Raw genomic sequence first — 22,346 nt, 5'->3', positions numbered from 1 at the left:
AGGACTCGCGCAAGAAATAGATGCCCACTTTTTATGAAAGAGGCCGCAGTGATTTGACCCGAGGAACGAGGGGCAAAGCGCTGCGGCAACCCGCTTTCAAGGTGGCTCACCTTGCCGCCGGAGGCACGTTTTTTGTCCCTTTCTCTATGCATCGAATCAAAGGAGACCCCATGTCTGAAGCACGCATCAACACACTTGAAGAACGATTTGTCCGATACTGCAAAGTCGACACCCAGAGCGACTCAACCTCACCCACGGCTCCCAGCACGCCCTGTCAGCTCGACCTTTCCCGGATGCTGGTGGAAGAGCTGAAAAGCGTGGGCATTGCAGATACACGGCTCACGGATTACGGGGCGGTCTTCGGGACGATTCCTGGCAATGTCACGGACCGGAAGATCCCCACCATCGCCTTTGTGGCCCATGTGGACACCGCCCCCTCCTTCCACGCCGAAGGGGTCAAGCCCATTGTGCATCACAACTGGGACGGTACCACCATCGTACTGCCCGACGATCCGGCCGTGGTCATCGACCCGGAAGAGAACCCGCACCTGAAAGGCAAAAAAGGCGAAGACATCGTCACGGCCAGCGGCACAACCCTTTTGGGCGCCGACGACAAGGCGGGCATTGCCATCATCATGGGCCTTATCGATTATCTCAACGAACACCCGGAGATTCCCCGCGGCGACGTGCGCATCTGCTTTACCCCGGACGAAGAGATCGGCCGGGGCGTCAGCGACGCCCTCATGGAAGACATCCACGCCGACTTTGCCTACACCCTGGACGGAGAAAATCCCGGCGACCTTGTGGCCGAGACCTTCTCCGCCGACCAGGCCGAGATCAACATCAAGGGCGTCTCCATCCATACCTGCTGCGCCAAGGACCGCCTGGTCAACGCCCTCTACCTCGCCTCCAAGATCATCGAGCTCCTGCCCAAGCACCGCCTGAGCCCCGAGTCCACCGAAGGCCGGGAAGGGTTCATCTTTACGGAGAGCATCTCCGGCAACGCAGCCGAAGTCACCCTGAAACTCAACCTCCGGGACTTTGAGCTGGATGGCCTTGAAGAACAGGCCACCCTCCTTCAGGAGACCTGCGCCCTAGTGGCCAAGACCGAGCCCCGCGCCCGCATCACCTGCAACATCCGGCCCGAGTACCGCAACATGCGCTACTGGCTGGAAAACGACATGCGCCCGGCCGACATCGCCAAAAAAGCCTACGTCGATGAAGGGTTCATCCCCAACATGCTCGCCTTCAGGGGCGGCACAGACGGCTCCCTCATGACCGAAAAGGGGATCCCCACCCCCAACATCTTCTGCGGCATGCAGAACCCCCACGGCCCCATGGAATGGGTCAGCCTTCAGGACATGGATAAAGCCCTGCGGATCTGCGCGCGTGTTGTGGGGTACTGGGCAGAATAAAAAAGGACTGTAAAAAAGCCTCCGGCGGCCCTGCCGGGGGCCAAACTGTTGAAAAGTTTGACAAACAGGTTTTAAAAAACAGATTCAGGCCAATCCACATCAAAGGCGACTGTGATTTTCCCCGAGGGACGGGGGGGGGCAAAGCGCATTCGCAACCTGCTTTCGAGGTGGCACACCTCACCGCCGGAGGCAGTGCGGCTAAATCGACAATGAACAAGTAGCGACAACGTATCCTGTGACGTCGAAGCTTGAGAGCCAGCCCACATAAACCACCAGCATTTATGTCGGGCGAAGCCCGAGCCGAAGGCCCTTGCGCTTTGGCCCGAGGAACGAGGGACAAAGCGCAAGGGCAATCAGCTTTCGAGGTGGCTCACCTCGCCGCCGGAGGCAGGTTTTTCCATGCACTTTAACCATAGAAGGCATTGCTTTTTCTCGCTCCCAGGCGAAGCCTGGAAACAAAGGAGAAAGAGCATTCCCGAACCTGGGGTCCAGGGGGTGTATCCCCTGGTTTTTTGAACTGGCTTTGCCCCTTGAAGGCAAACTGAACAGGTTTATGACGTCTTGAACAAACAGGACATGCACCCATGATTCTAAAAGGTTCCTTTTATTCACAGACCCTTGAGATGGAAACGGGATTGTCCGTGCTGGCTCCCAACAGCTCTCTTACCAAGGGCAACCACAGCGTGGTCTACCTGCTCCATGGGCTCTGCGGCAGAAACGACGACTGGCTCCATTACTCCATGCTGCCGGTGTACGCGGAGCGCTTCGGTTGCGTCTTTGTCATGCCGGAGGTGGCCCGAAGCTTTTACACGGACATGGCCTACGGCCAGCAGTTCTTCGGCTACGTTACCCAGGAGCTGCCTGCCGTCTGCGCCTCGGTCTTTCAGGTCTCATCACGCCGCGAGGAGACCTATGTCATGGGCACCTCCATGGGCGGATACGGCGCGTTGAAATGCGCCCTGGCCTACCCGGAGACTTACGGCGGCTGCGCGGCATTCTCCTCTCCCTGCCTCTTTCTCAAGGAGGGGCTCGATGCCCAGAGGGACCCTGCCAAACGGCCTCATTTGGAGAAAACCTACGGTCGCCAGCTCCTCAACGATTTCGAGGCCGCCTTTGGCCCCGATCTCACCTGGAAGCCGGAGCACGACATCCTCGCCCTGGCCGCGACGGCGGCCCAACGGGGGACCACACCACAGATCTACGCCGCATGCGGCGCCCAGGATCCCATGTATCAGGAGAACAAACGGTTTGAAGGCGAAATGAAAAGGCTGGACCTTGATTTTTCCTTTGAGGCGTGGGACGGGGAACACAACTGGGTGTTCTTTAACAGCGCCCTGGAAAGAGCGCTGGGTTGGTTTTTCATCGAAACGCAGCACGAAGAAGCCGAAGACTAATCGGCCTTTCCATCATCTTGCAAGGCTGTCGGCCAGTTGGCGGATAACCGGAGCGGTATCACGGCCTGCGGAGTAGCACAGGCCGATACGCCGGAACATCCGGGGCCCGTCAAAGGGACGGGTCACGATCTGGCGACCATATTCGGCCACGCCGTCCGGCAAAAAGGAGATCCCGAAGCCAGCCTGGATCAGGTGGAGAACCTGCCCCTTGTGCTCGGCCCTGCAGGCGATATTCAGGCTGATGCCCTCCCCTGCAAGGATACCCATGGTCTGCTGATGGGCCTCACAGGGTGGGCACTCCACAAAGGGATAGGCGTGAAGCAACTCGGAGGTGATAAGGCTCTCTTGTTCCAGGGGATGCCCCTCGGGGATACAAACCCTGTAATCTTCTTCCCACAAGGGGATAAACAGCTCATCCTCCCGTTTAAAGACGTCCAGAGTAATGCGTCCGTCAGCTTCGGCATCATGGTCCACGATCTCCGGCTGGATACCGGGTATCGATTGGCGCGCGTGTGACAACACAGCCTTGAGATGGGTGGGGCTCAGGTCTGGAAAGAGCCCCAGCCTCACCTTCAGGGGCGCCCCGCCTTTTGAAAAAAGGGAGGCTATCTCAGCGGCGTCCCGAACCAGCTTCTTGGCTGACGGGTAGAGATGATGGGCCGCATCGGTAAGGCGCACCCCTTTTTTGTGGCGCTGGAAAAAGGTAACGCCCAGGGTTTCCTCAAACTGTTTGATCGCCGTGGACAAAGAGGGCTGAGAGATGTTGCACCGCCGGGACGCCCCGGTGATACTCTTCTCCTCGTACACGGCGATAAAGTAGCGCACCAAGCGAAGGTCCATGGATCAGGGCTCCTGCTTGGTCGTGGCAATAACAATTTCCCGGATGCACACGGACTGGGGCTGGGCATAGGCAAACCCGATGGACCGGGCGATGTCGTCGGCGGCCAGCACCCCTCCCATATCCTCTTTCCAGCTCTGGTAGCCGTCGACAATCTCCTCGGAGGTGGTGTGGCCCAGCAGCTCGGTTTCGACCGCACCCGGCGCGATGGTGGTCATGCGGACATTGCTTGAGGCCACTTCTTCCCGAATGTTTTCCGTCATGGCATGCACGGCAAATTTGGTTCCGCAGTACACGGCGTGATTGGGGAAGGTCTTGCGGCCTGCCACGGAGCTGATGTTGATGACCGTGCCGGAATTTCTCTCCTTCATGCCCTTGAGAATCACGTGAATCCCGTTCAAAAGTCCCATCACGTTCACATCGAACATGGTTTTCCACTCTGCAGGGTCCTGAACATCTGCCTGGCCCAGGAGCATCACACCGGCGTTGTTCACCAGGCAATCACAGGGACCGTACTGTGCTTCTGCCTTTTCCACGGCCTTTTTCAAGGCGTCCAGATCCGTGACATCCACGGCCTCACACAGGGTGTTGGGAAGATCCAGGGCCTTGAGGCGATCAACGCGACGCGCCACCAGGAGAAGAGGGTGCCCAAGGGCAGAAAAATGGCGTGCGGATGCCGCACCGATACCAGAGCTTGCGCCCGTCACAATGACAAGAGGTTTCATAGCTTATCCTTTTTTAAATTACGTTTACAAAGGGTTAACGTGTTTTTAAAGCCATTATCAACGGAGCTTCTGAGAAAGTAAAATACCGTTTCAATATGTGAAGCATAGCCGAAAACTATGACACCAAAAAAAATCAGTAAACGCCCTTGGCCTTTCCCGAAACAACCCCGACACCATCCTCAACATTTATTTTTGTATGCTCCCCTTGATCTTTTTCCCAGTTTCCCGGTGGCCCACCTCGGAAACAAACCTATAGTATTTTTAAATAACAACAAAATAAAATCTAAATTTATCAATACATGAAATTAAATTTATGTTAAGCAAAAACATCGACATAGCTCACTGGTTTCATACCCAAACGGAAATAAAAAGTCTGGCATCAGGACAGCCCTTGAATGCCCCGATTTAGGTAAAACCATGGACATTCAAGGTTAGCTTACCCCCTTAATGCTTCAGCCCCCCACACGGAGTATTCCTATGAAAAAAATCCTTACCCCCCTCCTCGTCCTCCTCGTCCTCCTCATCCCGCTGGCCTTTGCCGCCTGCGACGACAACGACTCCAAGTCGGTGGTAGACCCGGACAAAGCCGCGCATTTCGACTATATTCTTGAACAAAGTTCCGACATGATAGCCGTATACGGTTCCAAAACCATAAGCAAAGCTCAGTATGATCGTGTCGTCACAGACGTTCGACACGTTCTTTCCACCTTGGACAGCCAAATCAAAAACGGGCTTTTCGCCTCCCATGCCAAATTGCTTGTGGTGAAAGATGAAGCCGAAGTGGAAGGGGATATCAGCTACTACACCAAACTGCTCCCTCTTGAAGCCATTTTCGCCGACAACGGGGGCACGGACGAGACGCTTCCCTCCTCCACCGATGTGGGGTTATCCAATACAAAACTCGAAATGATGTACCTGTGCGTCTACTACTCTCTCCTCACAGACCCCGGCCTCTCCTCCATTTACGAAGAGCTCAAGGCAGCCTACAAAGAGGCCAGCGACAACGGGATTTTCACACCGGGGGATGCATACAAAGACGGCTATGTGGACGAAATCCATCAAAACGCCTCAGCCCAAAACGCATTGAAGTACGGAAGTTACCTGTATAATCTTTACAAAATCTATTTTGGAAACCAGTCTGGGGCCCCTGGAGAGTTTACCATCACCACCAAGGCACAGCTGAAGGCCCAGAACGTGAAGGGCCACGACTTCATCCGAAACTACTTTGAATAAGACCATCAAGATAGTGTCTGAAGCGTAAACGCGTTCTTTCCCCTAAGAGCGCGTTTTGCTTGGACCTGATCAGCGACGGTGGTATATTGGATAACAAGATACGACCGCAAACGTGCGGATACCCACGACCCTGAAACAGCGTTTTTTCGCTCCATCCTTTTTTCACCTCCCGAACCATCCGACACATGGCAACGACCCGTAATCATGGCAGCAGCTGGCTTGGCTTCGTCATGACCTGACACCTCGAGTTGGTCTGCTTCTGCGCAAGGAGACACCATGGCAAAAGGATTTTCGATCAATGAATTGCTTGAGGCGATCCAGTATGCGGTGGTTGAGGCCCAGGAAGTCGCTGAAACGCAGCATGCACGGCAAATCGCGGAGTATTTCACGGACACCGGGGAACCCGTCACCATTCCTCTGAAGCTCCCCAACCCCCACCCCGAGGCAGGAAAACTCGACGACAACGGCAACGAAATCGCCCCGGCCATGGTGTCGGTGGACGTCCCCAAGATCACCCTGGTGCCTCAGAATTCCATTGTTCTTAAAGAGCTTGAAGTGGAAATGGAAGTCCCCATCGGCAGCCTTGATATCACGGAAGAGGACCCCGACGCCGAAGAGGCCACAGCTCCCTTAAGCGAGGAGGAGTGGGAAAAAAAGAAGATGAGCCTGAGGCTGGCAAGCCGAAAGTCCAAACGGGCCATGGTGGATCGGATGAAACGGCGGCTTCAGGTGGCCGGAGGCGGCTCCTTTTTTGGGGGGCGTAACAAGAAAACCGCCAGAATACGCATCACCTTTGAAGGAGGGGAGCCCCCCGAGGTGGTGGCACGCATCGAACAGAGCCTTGCAAAGTTTGTGGAGACATAAGGGGGGCAAGGGATGAGGGTCTGGATGATTGGATGATGGACACACATAAACGCAATCAGTCAAGGAGGTTGGTTATGGGTGACATGGCAAATCAATTCAGCGGGCTCCCCATGGAGTCCCTCATCGGCGGGCCGCTTCAGGCGGCATGCAACGCACAGGTGCAGCTGGCCAAGGCCGAAACGCAGTTCATCAACGAGGTGGGCCTGATTAAAAACGGCAGCGACGACTCGCTGACGACTCGCACAGTGGATTTCGAGGCCACCCGGCCGGTGAACCTTCCCGACGGAACCATTACGTCCGAAACCATGAACATCAAAGCCCCGGTGCTTTCCATCGTACCGATTCCCGCTCTGTTAATCGACGAAGTGGATGTCAAATTCAACATGGAAGTCAAGACCAGCGCGGAGTCCTCGTCCCAAACGGACGCAAGCGCCTCTTTGTCGGGCAAGGCGGGGTGGGGGCCTTTTTCCGTAAAAATCAGCGGATCGGTCAGTACCCACCGTGAAAACACCCGCAAGACAGACAACAGCGCCAAGTACGAGGTGCATGTTCACGCCAGCCAGTCCGAGCCCCCGGAAGGCCTCATGCGGGTACTGGATCACCTCATCACTGCCTGCGAACCGCGCTCTGTCACAGAAGCCAAAACCGAAAGCAAATAGAGCGGTTCTCTGCGAGAACACACAAGGGGCGGTGGCGGTCCAATCCGGACCGCCACCGCTTGCGCTCCCCTTTTGCCATGCTGCCCGTTTCCCTTGATGCGGCAGCCTTCAAAGGGAGACGTCCTGCATGCCCCCCAACGGAATCATGCACCATGATTTTAAACCCATCAACCTCTCCGGAATGACGCGGGACAAGGAGGCACACACCCCATGGGACGCAAATTTGGTCTTGATGAAGTCACGCATATCGAGCGTATCGTGGTGGGCCCAACCCGGGTAGACAGGCTTCCCTCCCAGGATGAAATCAATGCCCAGATGGACTTTGTGAATCGCTGCCTCTCCGAAGGCCGCGGGCAACTGGTGGGCACGGAAAAAGGGGTCATGGTCATCCAGGCCGGGGACCAGCAGCTGATGGTCCAGCATACGGTCTACCATATCGGATTCAGGCGCTCCCCCATCTGGCTTGCACACCGTCGCCCTGCCAGGGGCCCAGGCCCATCAACTCCCACCGGAACCCTGCCCTGACAAGAAAGGGCGTATACCGTCCCCAGGCACTCCCTCACACAATCAAAAACCGCCTTGAAACAGGGCGGTTTTTTTATTTCATGCGAGTTCCGTGGACCCTCCGAAGGTTATCGTCCAGCCGACTATTTCAAGCGTAACAAACACGCACATTTGACAAAATCACCCACAACCCCGAAAATCAATTCTCTACGACACCAAAACCAACACAAATCCACAGGCAATCTTTTCACCATACGCCCAAAAGGAGCCCCATAACTCTACCTGTTAAACTGAGCGACGTCATCGAACAACTGGAATTGCAATCCGAAGAATTTGAAGCGTTTTTCAACAAAAAAACCGGAGAATTTATTCTGGTAAACACAGATTACATCTGCATTGTGGAAGACGGCGAAAACACCTCAGACCACCCGGATTGGGAACAAGAGGCCATTGACGAGGTCCGGGAATTTCTGGACACCCAGGAGGACCACATTGCCCTGCCCACAAAGTTTGAGATCCACGAGTACCGGATCATGGAGCGATTCTGCCAAACGCTCTCACAGGAAAACATTCGAGAGGCCATGTGCAACGGTCTACAGGGAAGAGGTGCCTTCAGGAGGTTTCGGGACAACCTCCGCCGCTACGGCATCGAAGACGATTGGTATCGCTATTTAGGGGAAGCCCACAAAGAGATTGCTGTGGCCTGGTGCAAGGACAATGGTATCACGTACACACCGTGATCCGTCCCGCAACCCCTCGCCTTTAAAAGGGTTTTTATAACCTGTTTATCAAGCTTTTCAAAAGCTTGGCCCCCGGCAGGGCCGCCGGAGGCTTAAACTGAATAGTTACGTTACTTTACCCCGACATAAACCCCATTTTCAGCGGTGTTCCCCTGGATGGGGTTCTCAAACTCAACCACATGCCCGTGGACCTCATCAAAAACGCCGGCTAACGTATCCAGAAATCCCTTCTCCGGGGCATCGTTGGACCACATGGCAAAGACGCCGCCAGGCTTGAGGAAGGCGCGAAGGCGCGTCAGCCCGTCTACGGAATAAAGGTCTGCGTGCGACGGATTCAGCAGGGCATCCGGGGTATGGTCGATATCAAGAAGGATGGCGTCAAACTGGTGCCCCGGCTCATCCAGATCAAAGCCATCGCCCCGTGCAAGGGCGAAAAAGTCTGCGTTGAGGTAGCGACACCTGTCATCGTTGGAGAGCAGTGCGCCGTTGGGTACCAACTCCCGCTGGTGCCATTCAATGACCGGGGCCAGCGCCTCAACCACCGTCATGCGGGCTACCTGGCTGTATTTCAATGCGGCTGCGGCGGTGTACCCCAGGCCCAGGCCTCCGACCACGATATCCCATGCATCCCCGGAAAGGCCTGCCAGCCCCAGATCCGTGAGCGCCACTTCGGCGTCATGAAACAGAGAAGACATCAGAAATTCTTCATTGAGTTTCACCTCGTACACCTCACGCCCGCCCATTTCCAGCGCTCGCCGCCGCCTCAGTATCAATTCTCCAAGGGCCGTCTGCTGATAATCCAGTTCTTCAAAAAACGCACTCATCGTATCTCTCCTGTTCAATAAAGCCGCGACGCGGCATATCGTTTCGCTACCGTCTGCTGTGCTGGCAACTGAAATTATCAAATCACTACAGTCACAGTATCGGTATTCTGCAGGAAAGGCACAGTAAAATTAACCCCACCGGACAAAACTGAAAGATACGATTGAGGGCATGCTCTTTTTTTTAATTTTATAATAGTATTCCTTTAAGCTGCACTTGAGTTTTGCCCTCTTGTATCACTTTTTCAGGGCATCCAGTCGCATACAAATCTCTTCAAATTTTGATTTGATCTCTTGATTTTCTACTTTTAGTGCTTCATTTTCGGCTTTCAACGTTTTCACGGCCTCAATGAGAGGTACCACGAGTTTTCCATAGTCAACTGACTTGTACCCATGGCTATCGGTATGAATCACTTCAGGAAATACCGTTTCAACATCTTGGGCTATAACTCCGAGTTGTTGGCCTTCTCCATAGGATTTATCGATCCACTCGTAGTGGACTCCTTGAAGCTTCGAAATGTGTTCTAATGCGTTATTAATAGGGTTAATATTCTCTTTCAAACGAATGTCGGAATTGGATGCCCAGGCTCCCGCACGGACAACACCGTTAACGTCCAGCGCGTAACGAGTATCTGCAACCATGTTTATTCCGACATTGCCGCTGCTGGATATCCTAATACCAGATGTTGCACCGGCCCACGGTGCGATAACCAAATTACCCGTGTTGATACTTCCGTTAGAAAAAATGATTCCACTATCACCTGATTGTGAGAGCCCGTTCCATGCACTACAATACATAGTTGCAGGTAAAATTTGAATCCAACCTCCCCTCGATTGGAAGGAGCCGCCATCAAGTGAATCACTTACGTTAACAGAAAATTTATGCCAAGGGGAAGTCGTTCCAATACCTACTTTTCCAGAAGATCCAATATAGATTTTTTCTTGGCCAATAGATAACCCACTTACTAATTCTCCTGGTGCCCCCAACGGATTGTCTGACGTAAACAATCCAATGGCCCCATCATTTAGAACGACTCGTGAAGCCCCTCTTGACCCAAGAAAATTATAACCCTTGCCATCAGGTCGAATCTGTGCACCAGCGACAAGGCTTACAAGGCCTTGTCCTCCCGCCACGTCGAGGGTGAACTCATTCCCGCTACCATTGGTGCGCCCCACCTTGAAAGGGACAGGTTCGCTGGAACCACGTACATGCAAAATACTCTCTGGCACTTCAATCCCGATGCCCACATTTCCTTCCTCTGTAATGACGAGGCTCGCGTCACTGCAAAATCCGGGCTCTTCAAAGGCACCCAATATCAATACCACCAAAACCATTGTCATCATTCTCTTCATCATTTTCACCTCTAAATTCCTGGTTAATTCGTTCCGGTAATTTTATAAAACGAAAGGCCATGAATTCTAAGGTGCGCTTAGGAATCATGGCCTTTTAATTTTTCCAAGTCTTTAAAACAGCATTTCGACAATAAGGAACAACAAACTCCGGCAATGCAAGATACTGTCGTGTGAGCCTATGATCTTTTATCAAGGCAAACCCGCCCCCCCTGCCATTTTATCTCGGTGCGCAATCATACCCTCACGACCGAACCAAAGCCTACCCCAGCCGATGGGGCATTGTTATTATCGTATTCACAGGAGGTCCTTAGAATTCCTGCATGAATCGACATTTCAAGATTATTTTTTAAAGCGTTAAAGAGGGGGAGGCTGTGATTGTGATTTCACCCGGCTGAATGATTCTGCCGTTTCCGACGGACATTGAATCAACAACAAAAGTCAAATAAAATGTATCGCTTGGTTTGAATCTAAGGTAAACATAATTATCTGAGCCCTTATAGATTGCTGGAGAATAGTTACCTGTAAGGTCAAAGACACTAGTACAAACAATTTGCTTTTTCGACCGCTGTGCATACCCCACGAATGTAAGATCAATAATTTTTGATGAAGAGTTGCAATATGAATACCCCCTGACCTTGATATGAAACATTTTACTTTCAGTTGTCACATCATACGGCAACCTGATATGTACATAGTGATTGGTTAATTTTTCTTCGGTAAAAAAACTGGCAACATTAAAAGTTGTAGCCCCTATACCCGAACCAACAATAGCTGCCCCATTAACATGCAAATTCGCCTTGGGAACATCAATACCTATTCCGACCTTTCCTTCAACCTTCACGGTAAGATTCGGATTGTCAACTTTCAAGGTTTTACCGACTTCCAGATCTACTGAAGGATTTTCCACGCCGATCCCCACCTTGCCTTCTTCCGTCACCACAAGGCTGGAGTCGTTGCAAAAGCCCAAAGCAGGCCAGAGCAACAAATAAAAAACCACCAAAGCTCTAAATTTCATGATTAAACTCCCATCAGCGCGGACGAACTATTTTGCAAGAGAATCATCGAATAACATGGTATTATTTGACTTCGTAGACAGGGCAAGTTGACTTTATAAAAATATAATAAAATGAGCCTCCCCCATAGGTGCCGGCATTATGCTTTATTCTTAGTGTATTGCTCGTATCCCCATGCCCATTATTACCATTTACTATACGTTCAAAAGACCAACTTCCAGCGTTAGCCGTATTTGTATCCAGGATTGTATCCGCGCTGAGCGATGTGTATGAATCCAGATAGAAAACTTTATTTACAGATGCCCTGTAGTTCTTTGTCCAATGTGAAATAACCGCCTCAATATGCACAATATGGGCAGCGCCGCAGGTGTATATATCATGATAAAACTCTGTCTCTAATGAGGTATTCCCACTGAGGGCCAGCGTATGAAAATAATCTCCCTGCTGAATTCTCCCCTCGACGTGTAAATCTGACTTTGGGGAATCCGTCCCGATACCCACCTTACCTTCGACAATTATCTTTTTCTTTGAGTTGTCGACCCGAAGGGTTTCACCCACCTCAAGGTCCTTTACCGGCTCCTCAACACCGATTCCAACCTTGCCCTCTTCCGTCACAACAAGACTGGATTCATTACAAAGCCCCAATGCAGGCCACATCAACAGAATAAAAACTGACAGCAATTTGCTTTTCATTTTTTTACCACCAACAAGAAAGTATGATCTCCTCAAACCCACAAATGGTTTGTCATCCCATATTTATAATATTTTTTCCAATCATACAGATGTCGTGAACCACTTAGAAAGAAGAGGAAGAAAAACGTGCTCGAATTTATCCATGGACATAAAAATCAATACTGCACATCACCCAAGGTCCTAAAAACTTCAAAGCCGCCTTGGGATCTGTCAAACTTGTTTACACACGATAGGTAATCCAACTTAAAAAGAATACAGTACTGAGTTATTGGGCCAAATTTCAAATAGAGATGATTGTCACGCCCTATGTATTGGGAAGCTGGAATGTTATTACCTGCATTGTCCCTGGCATAAATCTGTCGAAGTCCGTCGGCATACAAATACCCTGTCCATACAAAATCTATGGGCCTTGCAATACCGTAAGAATATCCTTTCAAGTCATACCGATACATATTGCCATTCTTTGCAATGTCGGGTGTCTTGATATGAAAATATCTCGGCTTCCATTCTTGCCCGGGTTCATAAGAAGGAGGGACATAATCCATCACATGAGATTGAACCATGAGGGTCTTCTTTGTGGTCGCGCATGATGATGCAACATTTCCACCGACCTCAAGAGAAGCCCCTGCTTCGCCGACGCCGATTTCGACGCTTCCGTTTACGGTCACATGTTTTGCCGAATCATCGACCCGAAGCGTTTCCCCCACTTCAAGATCCTTCACAGGTGCCTCAACTCCGATCCCCACCTTTCCCTCTTCTGTCACCACAAGGCTGGAGTCATCACAAAACCCGAAGGCCGGGAAAACCAACAAAAGCCAAACAAATACAAATTTACTTTTCATCTTTACCCTTCCCACACCCGCAAATTCACTTCTAAAGGAATAGAAAATCATAGACATTTAGCGCAATCCTTCCAACAGATACCCTTCAAAAACTCAACTGGTTCTCTAACTATTTAGAAGGCGAGTCGTTTCATCCACGCCGATGATGGACACAACTTACCAACTCCGCTTTTCATGGGGGGTAAAGTTGGAATTGGCATAGTAACGAACGACATAGGTAAATGAAAACCCTGCTCCGCAACTGGGAGCGACACGAAGTTTGATATCGTGACCAGCCCCTATGACAAAGCTGTTGTATGTTGGAGGGGAAAGGGACACCAAGCCTCTTCCTTTCTGCTCAATCATATGAGAGGAAAGCCTTTCGCCTACCATAATTACCCACTTATCGTACTCATAGTGTGAAGTTGTACTGTAGCCAAAATGGGATCCAAAGACTTCCACCGAAATAAAGGTTTGAAAGGGAGATACCTTGATGTTGCCGAGGGTGACCATTTTCGGAGGTGCTTTGCATTCCGGATATCCGTTTGGACCAACAATGGTACCGGAGAACTCCTTCACAAACTGGCTTGTCTGCGTCACGTTTGACTCACCGTCGACCTTAAAGGCATCCCCCACTTCCAAAGACATATCCGGAGACTCAACCCCCAGCCCAACCTTCCCGTTAAGGCTTACCACATGACTCTCATCATCGACCGCCATGGTTCTGCCAACTTCAAAATCCTTTGCAGGAGATTCGACTCCGATCCCAACGTTTCCCTGTAAGCTGACCACATGATTTTGATCATCAACAGCTACGGTCGTGCCGACCTCAAGATCTTTTACCGGTGACTCAACTCCGATCCCCACCTTGCCCTCTTCTGTCACCACAAGGCTGGTTTCATTACAAAACCCAAAAGCCGGAATAACAAACAAAAGCGAAGCGATTAAGGACTTACATTTCATCTTTACCCATCCCTGCAAATTTACGCCTAAAAAAAGTCAAAAAACCCACATGGTCAATATCATTCTGACTGCAGGTGCTTTAAAAATTCAACTTACCAATTTCGTTTTTCATGGGGGGTAAAGTTAGCGTTTGAATAATAACGAACGACATAGGTATAAACGAAATTTGCACCACAGTACGGTGCAACCTTCAGCTTTATGTCGTGACCATCCCCAATCGTATAGTTGTCATAGGCAGCAGGAGACAAAGTGACAAAACTTCTTCCATTATGAAGAACCTGATGAGACGAAAGTTTATCCCCAGCCATAATCACCCATCGAGAATACTCAAAATATGACGATGCTGAATACCCACGATGTGAACCATAGACTTCAATTGAAATAAACGATTGAGAAGAAGAGTTTTGAATCCTTCCTAGAGTTACCATTTTAGGCGGATCAGTGCATTCGGGATAATTTCCTGGCCCCATGATTATCCCGGAAAACTCCTTCACATATTGACTCGTCTGCGTCACATTTGACTCACCGTCCACTTTGAAGGCATCCCCCACCTCCAACGCCATATCCGGTGATTCAACGCCAAGCCCCACCTTCCCGTTGAGGCTTACCACATGACTCTCATCATCGACTGCCATGGTTTCGCCGACTTCAAGATCCTTTGTAGGGGACTCAACCCCGATCCCTACTTTGCCCTCTTCCGTTACCACCAGGCTGGATTCATCGCACAGGCCGATATTCACGAAGCCAAGCAACAAAAAAAACGCGACCCGTATCGTTTTCCATACATTCATATTATCAACCCGTTGCTTATTGATGCTCAAACGTAAACATTGATCTTGCCTATAGAAAAAAAATGTTACCAAATCCGCTTCTTATGGGCGGTAAAGTTGGCATCGGAATAATACCTCACGACATACGTATATTTCATTCCTGCACCGCACCTCGGCTTAACCTGAAGCAAGATATCGAATCCATCCCCAATAACGATGCCATCGTAATCTCGTGCATTTTTTCCATCATACAAATTGACAAATTCCTGGCCAAAATTCCCCACTCTGAATGAGCTGAGCTTTGTATGCCCCAGCATTACTACCCACTTTTTATACTCTACGTAATTTGACCTATTATGCCCATTATGTGAGCCAAACAATTCTATAGAAACAAAGCTTTGATACGGCGAGTTGGGTTTAACCGTCCCTATGGTCACTCTTTTCGCCGGAGCCTTGCAGTCAGGCCAATCGTCCGGCCCGACTATGACCCCGGAAAACTCTTTTACATACCGGCTCGTCTGAGTAATGGCCTCGTCATCGTCTACCTTGAAGGTGTCACCCACCTCCAGGGCCATCCCGGGAAACTCATTGCCGAGCCCTACCTTCCCCTTTATCAGCACCACGCCATGATCATTGTCGACCTTCAAGGTCTGCCCGACTTCAAGGTCTTTTGTCGGGGTCTCCACACCCACCCCAACCTTCCCCTCTTCCGTCACCACGAGGCTGTTCTCATCACAAAACCCGGATACAGACAAAACCAACAGAAGTGATACGACCAACGCGCTTAATCTCATCATTGCCATCTCGCTCGGAAAAAGGTTATTGCTATAAAAAATATTTGCCTGAAGGACCTAATTCTACGAAAGGCCCTGTTTTCCTTATCAACAGGACCACATATTAAATTCTTATCTATATAAAGCAAAAACTCTCATCTTTTTTTGGTGAGTTGGGAACAATCTCTTATGACATCAATCAGGCCTGTTCACTCTATAGATAGAGAAAAAGCGCCCTGTCGATGTTGAATTGCGAGCCTCATTTTTCGACTGATTTTTGAAGAAAAAGAAGTTTTGTCATATGTATAGGCCTGACCCTTATTTGACTTATTTGACTTATTTGACAATCTCTACAAGGCTACGAAAAGCTAACAATATAAAAATAGCGCCTAATACTCCAATATACACCGGCCTAACCGAGTAATTAAACTTCATAAAATCATCTTTTTCTAATGGCCTTGTTATTTTTGTAAAGAACTTTTCAACAAATATAGCTATCTTCCTTCTGAAAATTAACATCATAACCCCTATAGACAACGCCTTTAAAAAAGGTAAATATTCCATATATTTTTCTCCATAGCACATTGCTATTTTATAATTGTAACAAAGTCAATATTATACTCATTTGCAATTCGAAGCTTTAAAGATATTACAGCATACTGAAACTTGAAGACACTCCCAAAAGTTATTTCAAATTGGTTATTCGACTTTTCAATGTTCAAGCATATTCAATGGCAACCCCACTCAACAGCTACCCCAGCACCAAAAGCCTTATGTACTTCGATTCTCAACCCGTTTTTTCCAACACTAAAATCGTACCCAAGCCCCCCCAAACTCCCAAGTGCCGTCACTTTTACAAAACACCTAGAAAGATTGAGTTGTCCATATAACTCAACCTCAAATGCCGTTAATTTAAGTGCTGACTCGATTTTTTGACCATTAATAACTCCACCCCCAACTTTTCCCCTCCAATGGTAAGTACTAACCCCAAAAGTAACCATTTTTCTATAGAAAGTTCTTGACTCGCTCAACTGGCCTAAGGAAAAGTCTATTCCTGAGTTGAATGTAACTGAGCCTGGATCATTGTTTGAATATAAATGATAGTTGAAAAGACCAGCGTTAGCTCCTCCTACTATTGACCCTTCGATGTTATAATTTTTTGTTGAGTCAAGCCTATCGCCACTATCAGAATCTTTCGTTCTTTGAAAATGGTATGCATTCCCGTTTGTTCCGCTGTTAGTATTTCTTTTGATATCGTCGTACTCTGATGAGGAAATTGATCTCAACTGAGCATCTCTAGATGTATTACTATCAGGATCATTACACCTACCGTCTCCCCCATAACTGGCTGAAGGGTCATAATCATCACTATCTGGGTCACAAGGAATATGCCCAGTTGGATCTATAAAAATTAATGGGTTATTACGACACAAGGAATATCTATTTATGCTTTGCGGGTCAAAAATGTTTGGTACAATACTATCCCCTGAAACAAACACCCCCAACCCCGGGCTATACAACCGCGCATCATAGTTATATAAACCAATAGCCCGGTCCTTCTCCTGATCGGTAAAAAGATAGCTCGCATCCAGCCTTGCTGACTCTTTTCGTTCCAGGCCAAAGGGCATGTACGAAGCTTTTCCCCCCACCTGAGCGCCTTCGATATCGGTGAGTACCGTGGAACTTCCCAGGTGATCTTTGTGATAGTAAGTCAGTGTACCCTGTTTGATTCGGGCGGCGCGGAGGTTCCCGTTGAAGAAATATTTAACAGGGGTGCCGTTTATTATTTCGTAGTATTCATTAAAATAGAACGTCTCGACATTGTTCACGTTTTTTACAGCTCGCTGCTGGGCACCGTCGTATTTGAACTTGGCAACAGGCTTGCCGCCAATATTAACCCTCACCGGCATGTTAGCGGCGTTCCAATCAATGGACCTGGCCTGAACCTGAGCGGGACTGGAAGGATTCGGCCCGTTGGTCATGTTTCCTTTTTCATCGTAAGTAAAGTAACGGCTTACTTTTGCTTTAGAGGAAACCTCTTCAATTGCTTTGACGTTATGGACGCCTTGTGTGTCATCCGCTTCATACTCATAGGTCGTTAGGGTTGCAGAATGAGCTACAGGAAGGTTTTCTGAACTGCTTGATTCAGAGAGCAGCCTGTGCAGGTGATCGTATTTGTAAGAACGCGTCACACCGCCGACGCGATCCTTAATTTCGTTAATATCCCCGGCCGGGCTATATTGGTATGCAAAGTCCTGCTGGTCGTTGGAGGTGACAAGGGACGTCAGGCGATCGGTTTCAGGGTCATAGCCGTAGGTCGTGGTAAGACCGTTATCAAACACGATACCCTTGGTCTTTCCAGTTGGGGTGTAGGCCAGGTTTTCAACCAAAACCTGGCCTTCCGGCAGAAGCACCTGGTTGAGGAGGCTTGTGCCTTCATAGTAGACGTAATCCACCTGAAAATCCCCTGGGTACGTCAAGCCAGACATGCGTCCGGCCTTGTCGAACCGGTACCCCATCGCCGCGGTCTGAACCGTCCCGCCAAAACCAGTAATGCTTTTCTCTTCCCCCAAGACCCGGCCCGACAAATCGTAGGCGGTGATGACCGAGGCCACATCCCCGTTGTCCACCTTGTGAAGCCGGCCTTTTCCGTTTGGAATTGTTGTGTCGTCGTAAAAATAAGTCACAGTGGGGTTGTCCTTTCCAAAGCCGGGCTGATTTCCTGCGCAATGCCACTGAACTTTCGTCAAACGGCCTAACACATCATAGGTCATGGTTTTCCAGTCCGCTTTGCCGTCTATACCCCAAAAGGCCTGCTCTACCAAGTTACCGTTTGCATCATACCCGTAAGTCCACAGTCCCATGTCCGGATCGGACATGGAAATTTTCTGGCTTAGGGTATTGTATGTCATCCTGTTGACGATATCATTCTGGGTATCGGGATCCATGCGGGTGACCGACAACAGGTCGCCTGCGGCATTGTATGCATAGTCGGTATAATGATCATTACCCGGTCCACGCTCGATAATTGTTACGATTCGCCCCAAGGCATCACGTACCTCGGTCTTCCGGTTGCCGTCAGGGTCGGTGATGGTGGTGGAAAGCCCGTCGCAGGCATAATGCGTCACCCGGCCACTGGACTCTTCAAAGCGAAAAGGGCGGCCCCAGTCGTCATAGACTTTTTTTGAAAAGACTTTGCCTTCAAGAAAGGCCTCTGAGCCCGGTTGACCAAAATCCTGAACCTGAAACGAAGTATCGGAAACAGCATAGGGCCCAACCACATACTCAGGGAACCCCCTTGTGTTGTATGTATAGAGGGTCGTCACAAATGGCGTGGTATTGCTTTCATCGGCCTGCCCCTTAGTTGAACTCTGGATGAGGCGCCCTAATCCGTCATAATAGTTTACCGTGACAATGCCTGAACCATTTGTGTCTTCCCAGATTTTCTGTGTGACGGACTCAGGCCGGCTTGTGGCCTTACGGTATGCTTCATAGGCAATGGTAACCCGACCACCGTCCGAGTTGTCCACCTGAACCAATCTACCAAGCCCATCGTAGATCTTTTCCTTATTTGTTCCGGCATCCCACTCGTTTTCATCAGCACTTTGCCTGACCAGGCCAAAGCGGTCATCATAAAGAGGGTAGCGCAGCACTTGCGCAATAGATTCGCCGTGGGCGTTGTTTGTATTCGGAAAATCGACTTGGGATGGGTAGGTATGAATTATCTCGTCATATGTATATTCTAAAACATTTTGCCCGTTGAGCCCCCCGAACCCATCTGTTTCTTTCCACAGGTTACCATTGTCATTGTATGCGTACTCAAAAAGCGGGTTGTCACCCTGATTGTTGGTATGCTCTTCAGAAATGCGATTCCCCTTGGGGTCATAAGCAAAATGTACTTGCCTGACCATATCATCGATGTCGCCACCGACATTCAATTGGCCGGTGAGGGTTTGCTCGGTCACACGCCAGTTCCAAAGGTTACCCATAAAATTTTCTTTGCTTTCATAGGAAGTGCTCCAGGAATGCTCTGGAACCCCTGTCCCTGAAACAACAAGCCTCAGCACCCCACCATGGCGGGTGCTGAGCGTCTTTGCCTCTTTCTGCTCATAGGTGGCTCCATTGTCGTTGTACTCCGAAAGCCTTTTCACGTCCTTGACCACATAAAGGTTTCCAGAGCTTGGTCCCTCTCCACCGTGGTAAGTGTAGAGTTTATCGACACCGACGGCAACACGTTGGGTCAGATAAGGCGTGTCGCTCTCTTTGGGGTATTTTCTGACCTCCTTCACAAGTTCTGTTTTTGGATAGGTCTTATAAAAATCCACTTCTGTTTTCAGCCCGGTCTCTTTTTCTTTTGAACAGACCCGGTCAAAGCCTAAGAAACCGTATCCCGAAAGATCCATCTCAGCGTTGGCGTAGGAGTATGTATAGGTAGTGGACACACCAAAACCCGGATTCTGAGTGGCTTCGGAAACCAGCCATAAAGGCCTGACAAAATGACGCTTGGGATAGCTGAAAGATCGGCTACCATCTCTTTTGTATACCGAAGAGTTGTTCATCTGCTGGTAGGTAAACGAAAGTCGAAGGCCTTTGCCGTTATCAATGGTTTTGATCTTGTCCCTTGGAGAGGCTTTTGACTGATGGACTTTTTTGTCGTGAATCACGTCCGAGATGCCATCCCCGTTAACATCAAAAGCGCCAACCACACCCGACATGCTGGAAACCCCGAGGGCTTGCCGGGCACCGACAAAGGAGAAGTTGAAATTTGAATCAGACAGTCCGATATACGTGCCTTTTCCGGGATCACTGCTGCTCATCAGCAAATCGCTGCTTCCGTCGCCATTAAAATCACCGACGGTAACCCTTTTGTTGGAATGCCACGGAGAGCTTTCAGCGCAGTTGGCTGTATGGAAATTCTTGATGGTAAAGACACCGTGATCCTTCATGGTCACAAGCATGGAATCATGGCCTCTTCCTGCCCCATGCAAAAAAATGTCATCTATGCCGTCGTTGTTGAAATCACCGACATAGGCGTGCCTTTGGCGCTTGTCCCACACAGAAACTGAGCCGCCATTGGAAGAGGTCACTCGATGATGAGAAAATCCGCCCTGTGAATTGGATAGTGCAAGAAAAGTATCGTGGTTTGTAGCATTTGCCTGCAAAAAGGCATCGTCGTTTCCGTCCCCGTTGAAATCACCGATCAAAGCCCTGCGGTTGCTCCTGGCCCACACGCTGGCAGGTAGACGGCTGAGGGAGTACTGATTTTCCCCGCGCTTTGACAGAAATATAAAGCTATCGTGGTCTGGATGCCTCCCCTGAAGAACCACATCACTCTTTCCGTCACCATTGAAGTCTCCGACAAAAGCCGTTCGCAGATCCGGCCGCCAGACATCTCCGTTATAATGGGAGTAGCTTCTATATATGTTTCCTGAATAGTTTAAGAGATGAAAGATAGCGGATTTGGTTCTTCCTCTGTACTCGAAAAGGTCAGAGATGCCGTCGCCGTTAAAATCACCGGAATAAATCAGGGAATTGCTCTCCACGGACGATGAGATGCTTTTAGAGCTAAAACTTCCGTTCCCTTTTGAAAAACAGATCGAGTTGCCCGACACATAATCGGTGAGACCATCCCCATTAAAATCACCAGTTGTTTTGAGGTTGTCCCAGGAGATACCCGCTGTACCCCCATATTTCAGCCCCTTGCCATCTCCCCACTGGAACGTGTACGGCTCTAAGCACGTACCGTCAGCATCGCACACGGTAATACGGGTTATTCGGGAGGTGGTCGTTCGAGAGCCCTCGGCATAATCGATGGAAATCCGATTGATGACCTCGTTGCTGTCGATTTTCAATGTATTGATCTGGACCAGCAATTTGCGGTGCTGAAATATCGACCCATGGATGTACTTGGAATGCTGATCGCCCCTTATGCCCGACTTATAGATAAATTCAACACGATAATATGATGGATCCCCATCGTTTTTGTTGCCTGTATAGTCGATATGGGATGGGTAACTCACCCCACCGTCCTTTGTGTAGGCAATGGACATGTAGTTGCCGTTTGAGTCGACGACCTCGTTCATGTTCCAAAGGTAAACGGCTGCCTTACCGGGGGCCAATACCCGAGAATCACCGGTCACACCATACTCAAAGACACGGCCGTCTTTTAAGTACCTCCGAAACTCAGTGGGTCCTGAACCTCCGATACCGCCGGGGACAATTTTATCAAAACCGCTCCGGTGCATGCGGTACACGGTGTTCTGAGAAAGGTTTGAGCCTTTTACCACAGAAAGGATACGTTGCCCGTCCATGGCCAGACCATCGTATGCGTCGAACAACACTCCCCTATCGACCCCGTCGAATATCTGGCTCTTAGGCACACGCTTGATGCTGGATAGCCCTTTTAATTGCCAGCCAATTCCCAGCATGCCGTTGCGGGTATCATGGCTGTTGTACTCAAGGCTCAAAACCGGAGAGACGCCTGCGCGTCCGGGGGGAACAGGGACAGGAATGGAATAGGTTGCCGCGCCATGATTGCTATGATTTTCCTGGAACAAGGTATCTGGGACCGGCATCCCCAAGCCCGCCTCTGCAGTTCCGATACCATCCCCCACTCCCATGGCACAGACACTCATGAGACTATCAGCACTCTCGGCCTCACCGCTCTCTTCAGCCCAGGCCTGTGCACCGAAAAAAAGCACGGCACTGATAACAAGAACAACCCACCTATTTACTTTCCCCACGTCAATCGAAACACGCATGTGCAT

Annotated in this window: 19 protein-coding genes; 7 read left to right on the top strand and 12 right to left on the bottom strand. The window is 49.9% G+C overall.

Going from position 1 to position 22,346, the window contains the following annotated elements; genetic code table 11:
* Nucleotides 1-170: 170 nt before the first annotated feature.
* Both pepT and ACOYW0_RS12165 read left to right on the top strand, forming a co-directional pair.
* On the top strand, nt 171-1,415 hold the full coding sequence (gene pepT, locus ACOYW0_RS12170) for a peptidase T (RefSeq protein WP_482418688.1): 1,245 nt from the start codon (nt 171-173) through the stop codon (nt 1,413-1,415).
* Between the two features lie 584 nt (nt 1,416-1,999).
* Nucleotides 2,000-2,809, top strand: a complete 810-nt coding sequence (locus tag ACOYW0_RS12165) for an alpha/beta hydrolase (protein WP_482418687.1) — start codon at nt 2,000-2,002, stop codon at nt 2,807-2,809.
* 12 nt (nt 2,810-2,821) lie between these two features.
* Here the strand turns inward: ACOYW0_RS12165 and ACOYW0_RS12160 are convergent, their stop codons facing one another.
* Nucleotides 2,822-3,649 (bottom strand): LysR family transcriptional regulator, encoded by an 828-nt coding sequence (locus ACOYW0_RS12160; RefSeq protein WP_482418686.1) that lies wholly within the window; start codon nt 3,647-3,649, stop codon nt 2,822-2,824.
* 3 nt (nt 3,650-3,652) lie between these two features.
* Complete coding sequence (locus ACOYW0_RS12155; protein WP_482418685.1) at nt 3,653-4,372, bottom strand: SDR family oxidoreductase; 720 nt, start codon at nt 4,370-4,372, stop codon at nt 3,653-3,655.
* A gap of 477 nt (nt 4,373-4,849) precedes the next feature.
* Here ACOYW0_RS12155 and ACOYW0_RS12150 point away from each other — a divergent pair, with 477 nt between their 5' ends.
* From ACOYW0_RS12150 to ACOYW0_RS12130, 5 genes are all read left to right on the top strand, one after another.
* Nucleotides 4,850-5,605 carry a hypothetical protein gene (locus ACOYW0_RS12150; RefSeq protein WP_482418684.1) on the top strand — a complete coding sequence of 252 codons (756 nt, stop codon included), beginning with the start codon at nt 4,850-4,852 and terminating at the stop codon, nt 5,603-5,605.
* A 276-nt stretch (nt 5,606-5,881) separates the two neighbouring features.
* Complete coding sequence (locus tag ACOYW0_RS12145) at nt 5,882-6,469, top strand: DUF2589 domain-containing protein (RefSeq protein ID WP_482418683.1); 588 nt, start codon at nt 5,882-5,884, stop codon at nt 6,467-6,469.
* Nucleotides 6,470-6,543: 74 nt separating this feature from the next.
* Nucleotides 6,544-7,128 (top strand): DUF2589 domain-containing protein, encoded by a 585-nt coding sequence (locus ACOYW0_RS12140; protein WP_482418682.1) that lies wholly within the window; start codon nt 6,544-6,546, stop codon nt 7,126-7,128.
* A gap of 210 nt (nt 7,129-7,338) precedes the next feature.
* Nucleotides 7,339-7,653: a hypothetical protein gene (locus ACOYW0_RS12135; RefSeq protein ID WP_482418681.1), complete on the top strand. Its 315-nt coding sequence runs from the start codon at nt 7,339-7,341 to the stop codon at nt 7,651-7,653.
* Between the two features lie 296 nt (nt 7,654-7,949).
* On the top strand, nt 7,950-8,372 hold the full coding sequence (locus tag ACOYW0_RS12130) for a UPF0158 family protein (RefSeq protein WP_482418680.1): 423 nt from the start codon (nt 7,950-7,952) through the stop codon (nt 8,370-8,372).
* Between the two features lie 110 nt (nt 8,373-8,482).
* On the opposite strand, the gene ACOYW0_RS12125 is transcribed toward ACOYW0_RS12130, so the two are convergent.
* The 10 genes from ACOYW0_RS12125 to ACOYW0_RS12080 all read right to left on the bottom strand — a co-directional run bounded on the left by ACOYW0_RS12125 (nt 8,483) and on the right by ACOYW0_RS12080 (nt 22,340).
* Entirely contained in the window at nt 8,483-9,196 is a 714-nt protein-coding gene (locus ACOYW0_RS12125) for a polyamine aminopropyltransferase (RefSeq protein WP_482418679.1), read from the bottom strand.
* A 234-nt stretch (nt 9,197-9,430) separates the two neighbouring features.
* Nucleotides 9,431-10,549 carry a tail fiber domain-containing protein gene (locus ACOYW0_RS12120; RefSeq protein ID WP_482418830.1) on the bottom strand — a complete coding sequence of 373 codons (1,119 nt, stop codon included), beginning with the start codon at nt 10,547-10,549 and terminating at the stop codon, nt 9,431-9,433.
* Between the two features lie 343 nt (nt 10,550-10,892).
* The gene (locus ACOYW0_RS12115; protein WP_482418678.1) at nt 10,893-11,561 is read right to left on the bottom strand and encodes a hypothetical protein; all 669 of its coding nucleotides are present in this window, start codon (nt 11,559-11,561) and stop codon (nt 10,893-10,895) included.
* Nucleotides 11,562-11,622: 61 nt separating this feature from the next.
* Nucleotides 11,623-12,252, bottom strand: coding sequence for a hypothetical protein (locus tag ACOYW0_RS12110; RefSeq protein WP_482418677.1), 630 nt, complete (start codon nt 12,250-12,252; stop codon nt 11,623-11,625).
* Between the two features lie 155 nt (nt 12,253-12,407).
* Nucleotides 12,408-13,151: a hypothetical protein gene (locus ACOYW0_RS12105; RefSeq protein ID WP_482418676.1), complete on the bottom strand. Its 744-nt coding sequence runs from the start codon at nt 13,149-13,151 to the stop codon at nt 12,408-12,410.
* A 99-nt stretch (nt 13,152-13,250) separates the two neighbouring features.
* Nucleotides 13,251-14,036, bottom strand: a complete 786-nt coding sequence (locus tag ACOYW0_RS12100) for a hypothetical protein (RefSeq protein ID WP_482418675.1) — start codon at nt 14,034-14,036, stop codon at nt 13,251-13,253.
* Between the two features lie 92 nt (nt 14,037-14,128).
* Nucleotides 14,129-14,827 carry a hypothetical protein gene (locus ACOYW0_RS12095; RefSeq protein ID WP_482418674.1) on the bottom strand — a complete coding sequence of 233 codons (699 nt, stop codon included), beginning with the start codon at nt 14,825-14,827 and terminating at the stop codon, nt 14,129-14,131.
* A 65-nt stretch (nt 14,828-14,892) separates the two neighbouring features.
* Nucleotides 14,893-15,603, bottom strand: coding sequence for a hypothetical protein (locus ACOYW0_RS12090; RefSeq protein ID WP_482418673.1), 711 nt, complete (start codon nt 15,601-15,603; stop codon nt 14,893-14,895).
* A 312-nt stretch (nt 15,604-15,915) separates the two neighbouring features.
* Nucleotides 15,916-16,143, bottom strand: a complete 228-nt coding sequence (locus tag ACOYW0_RS12085; RefSeq protein WP_482418672.1) for a hypothetical protein — start codon at nt 16,141-16,143, stop codon at nt 15,916-15,918.
* A gap of 164 nt (nt 16,144-16,307) precedes the next feature.
* Nucleotides 16,308-22,340, bottom strand: a complete 6,033-nt coding sequence (locus ACOYW0_RS12080) for an FG-GAP-like repeat-containing protein (RefSeq protein ID WP_482418671.1) — start codon at nt 22,338-22,340, stop codon at nt 16,308-16,310.
* Nucleotides 22,341-22,346 lie beyond the last annotated feature (6 nt).

It is taken from the genome of Desulfoluna sp. HI9BLuna, from assembly GCF_056829775.1.
Note: the sequence above shows the minus strand (reverse complement) of the source record. Positions and strands in the feature narration are given on the sequence as shown.

Bases quoted from the DNA above. Each gene is read 5' to 3' on its own strand.
- ACOYW0_RS12115 (WP_482418678.1), bottom strand. From the start codon at position 11,561: ATGAAATTTAGAGCTTTGGTGGTTTTTTATTTGTTGCTCTGGCCTGCT.
- ACOYW0_RS12090 (WP_482418673.1), bottom strand. From the start codon at position 15,603: ATGATGAGATTAAGCGCGTTGGTCGTATCACTTCTGTTGGTTTTGTCT.
- ACOYW0_RS12155 (WP_482418685.1), bottom strand. From the start codon at position 4,372: ATGAAACCTCTTGTCATTGTGACGGGCGCAAGCTCTGGTATCGGTGCG.
- ACOYW0_RS12160 (WP_482418686.1), bottom strand. From the start codon at position 3,649: ATGGACCTTCGCTTGGTGCGCTACTTTATCGCCGTGTACGAGGAGAAG.
- ACOYW0_RS12125 (WP_482418679.1), bottom strand. From the start codon at position 9,196: ATGAGTGCGTTTTTTGAAGAACTGGATTATCAGCAGACGGCCCTTGGA.
- ACOYW0_RS12100 (WP_482418675.1), bottom strand. From the start codon at position 14,036: ATGAAATGTAAGTCCTTAATCGCTTCGCTTTTGTTTGTTATTCCGGCT.
- ACOYW0_RS12165 (WP_482418687.1), top strand. From the start codon at position 2,000: ATGATTCTAAAAGGTTCCTTTTATTCACAGACCCTTGAGATGGAAACG.
- ACOYW0_RS12085 (WP_482418672.1), bottom strand. From the start codon at position 16,143: ATGGAATATTTACCTTTTTTAAAGGCGTTGTCTATAGGGGTTATGATG.
- ACOYW0_RS12080 (WP_482418671.1), bottom strand. From the start codon at position 22,340: ATGCGTGTTTCGATTGACGTGGGGAAAGTAAATAGGTGGGTTGTTCTT.
- ACOYW0_RS12145 (WP_482418683.1), top strand. From the start codon at position 5,882: ATGGCAAAAGGATTTTCGATCAATGAATTGCTTGAGGCGATCCAGTAT.
- ACOYW0_RS12105 (WP_482418676.1), bottom strand. From the start codon at position 13,151: ATGTCTATGATTTTCTATTCCTTTAGAAGTGAATTTGCGGGTGTGGGA.
- ACOYW0_RS12140 (WP_482418682.1), top strand. From the start codon at position 6,544: ATGGGTGACATGGCAAATCAATTCAGCGGGCTCCCCATGGAGTCCCTC.
- ACOYW0_RS12135 (WP_482418681.1), top strand. From the start codon at position 7,339: ATGGGACGCAAATTTGGTCTTGATGAAGTCACGCATATCGAGCGTATC.
- pepT (WP_482418688.1), top strand. From the start codon at position 171: ATGTCTGAAGCACGCATCAACACACTTGAAGAACGATTTGTCCGATAC.
- ACOYW0_RS12095 (WP_482418674.1), bottom strand. From the start codon at position 14,827: ATGAATGTATGGAAAACGATACGGGTCGCGTTTTTTTTGTTGCTTGGC.
- ACOYW0_RS12110 (WP_482418677.1), bottom strand. From the start codon at position 12,252: ATGAAAAGCAAATTGCTGTCAGTTTTTATTCTGTTGATGTGGCCTGCA.
- ACOYW0_RS12150 (WP_482418684.1), top strand. From the start codon at position 4,850: ATGAAAAAAATCCTTACCCCCCTCCTCGTCCTCCTCGTCCTCCTCATC.
- ACOYW0_RS12120 (WP_482418830.1), bottom strand. From the start codon at position 10,549: ATGATGAAGAGAATGATGACAATGGTTTTGGTGGTATTGATATTGGGT.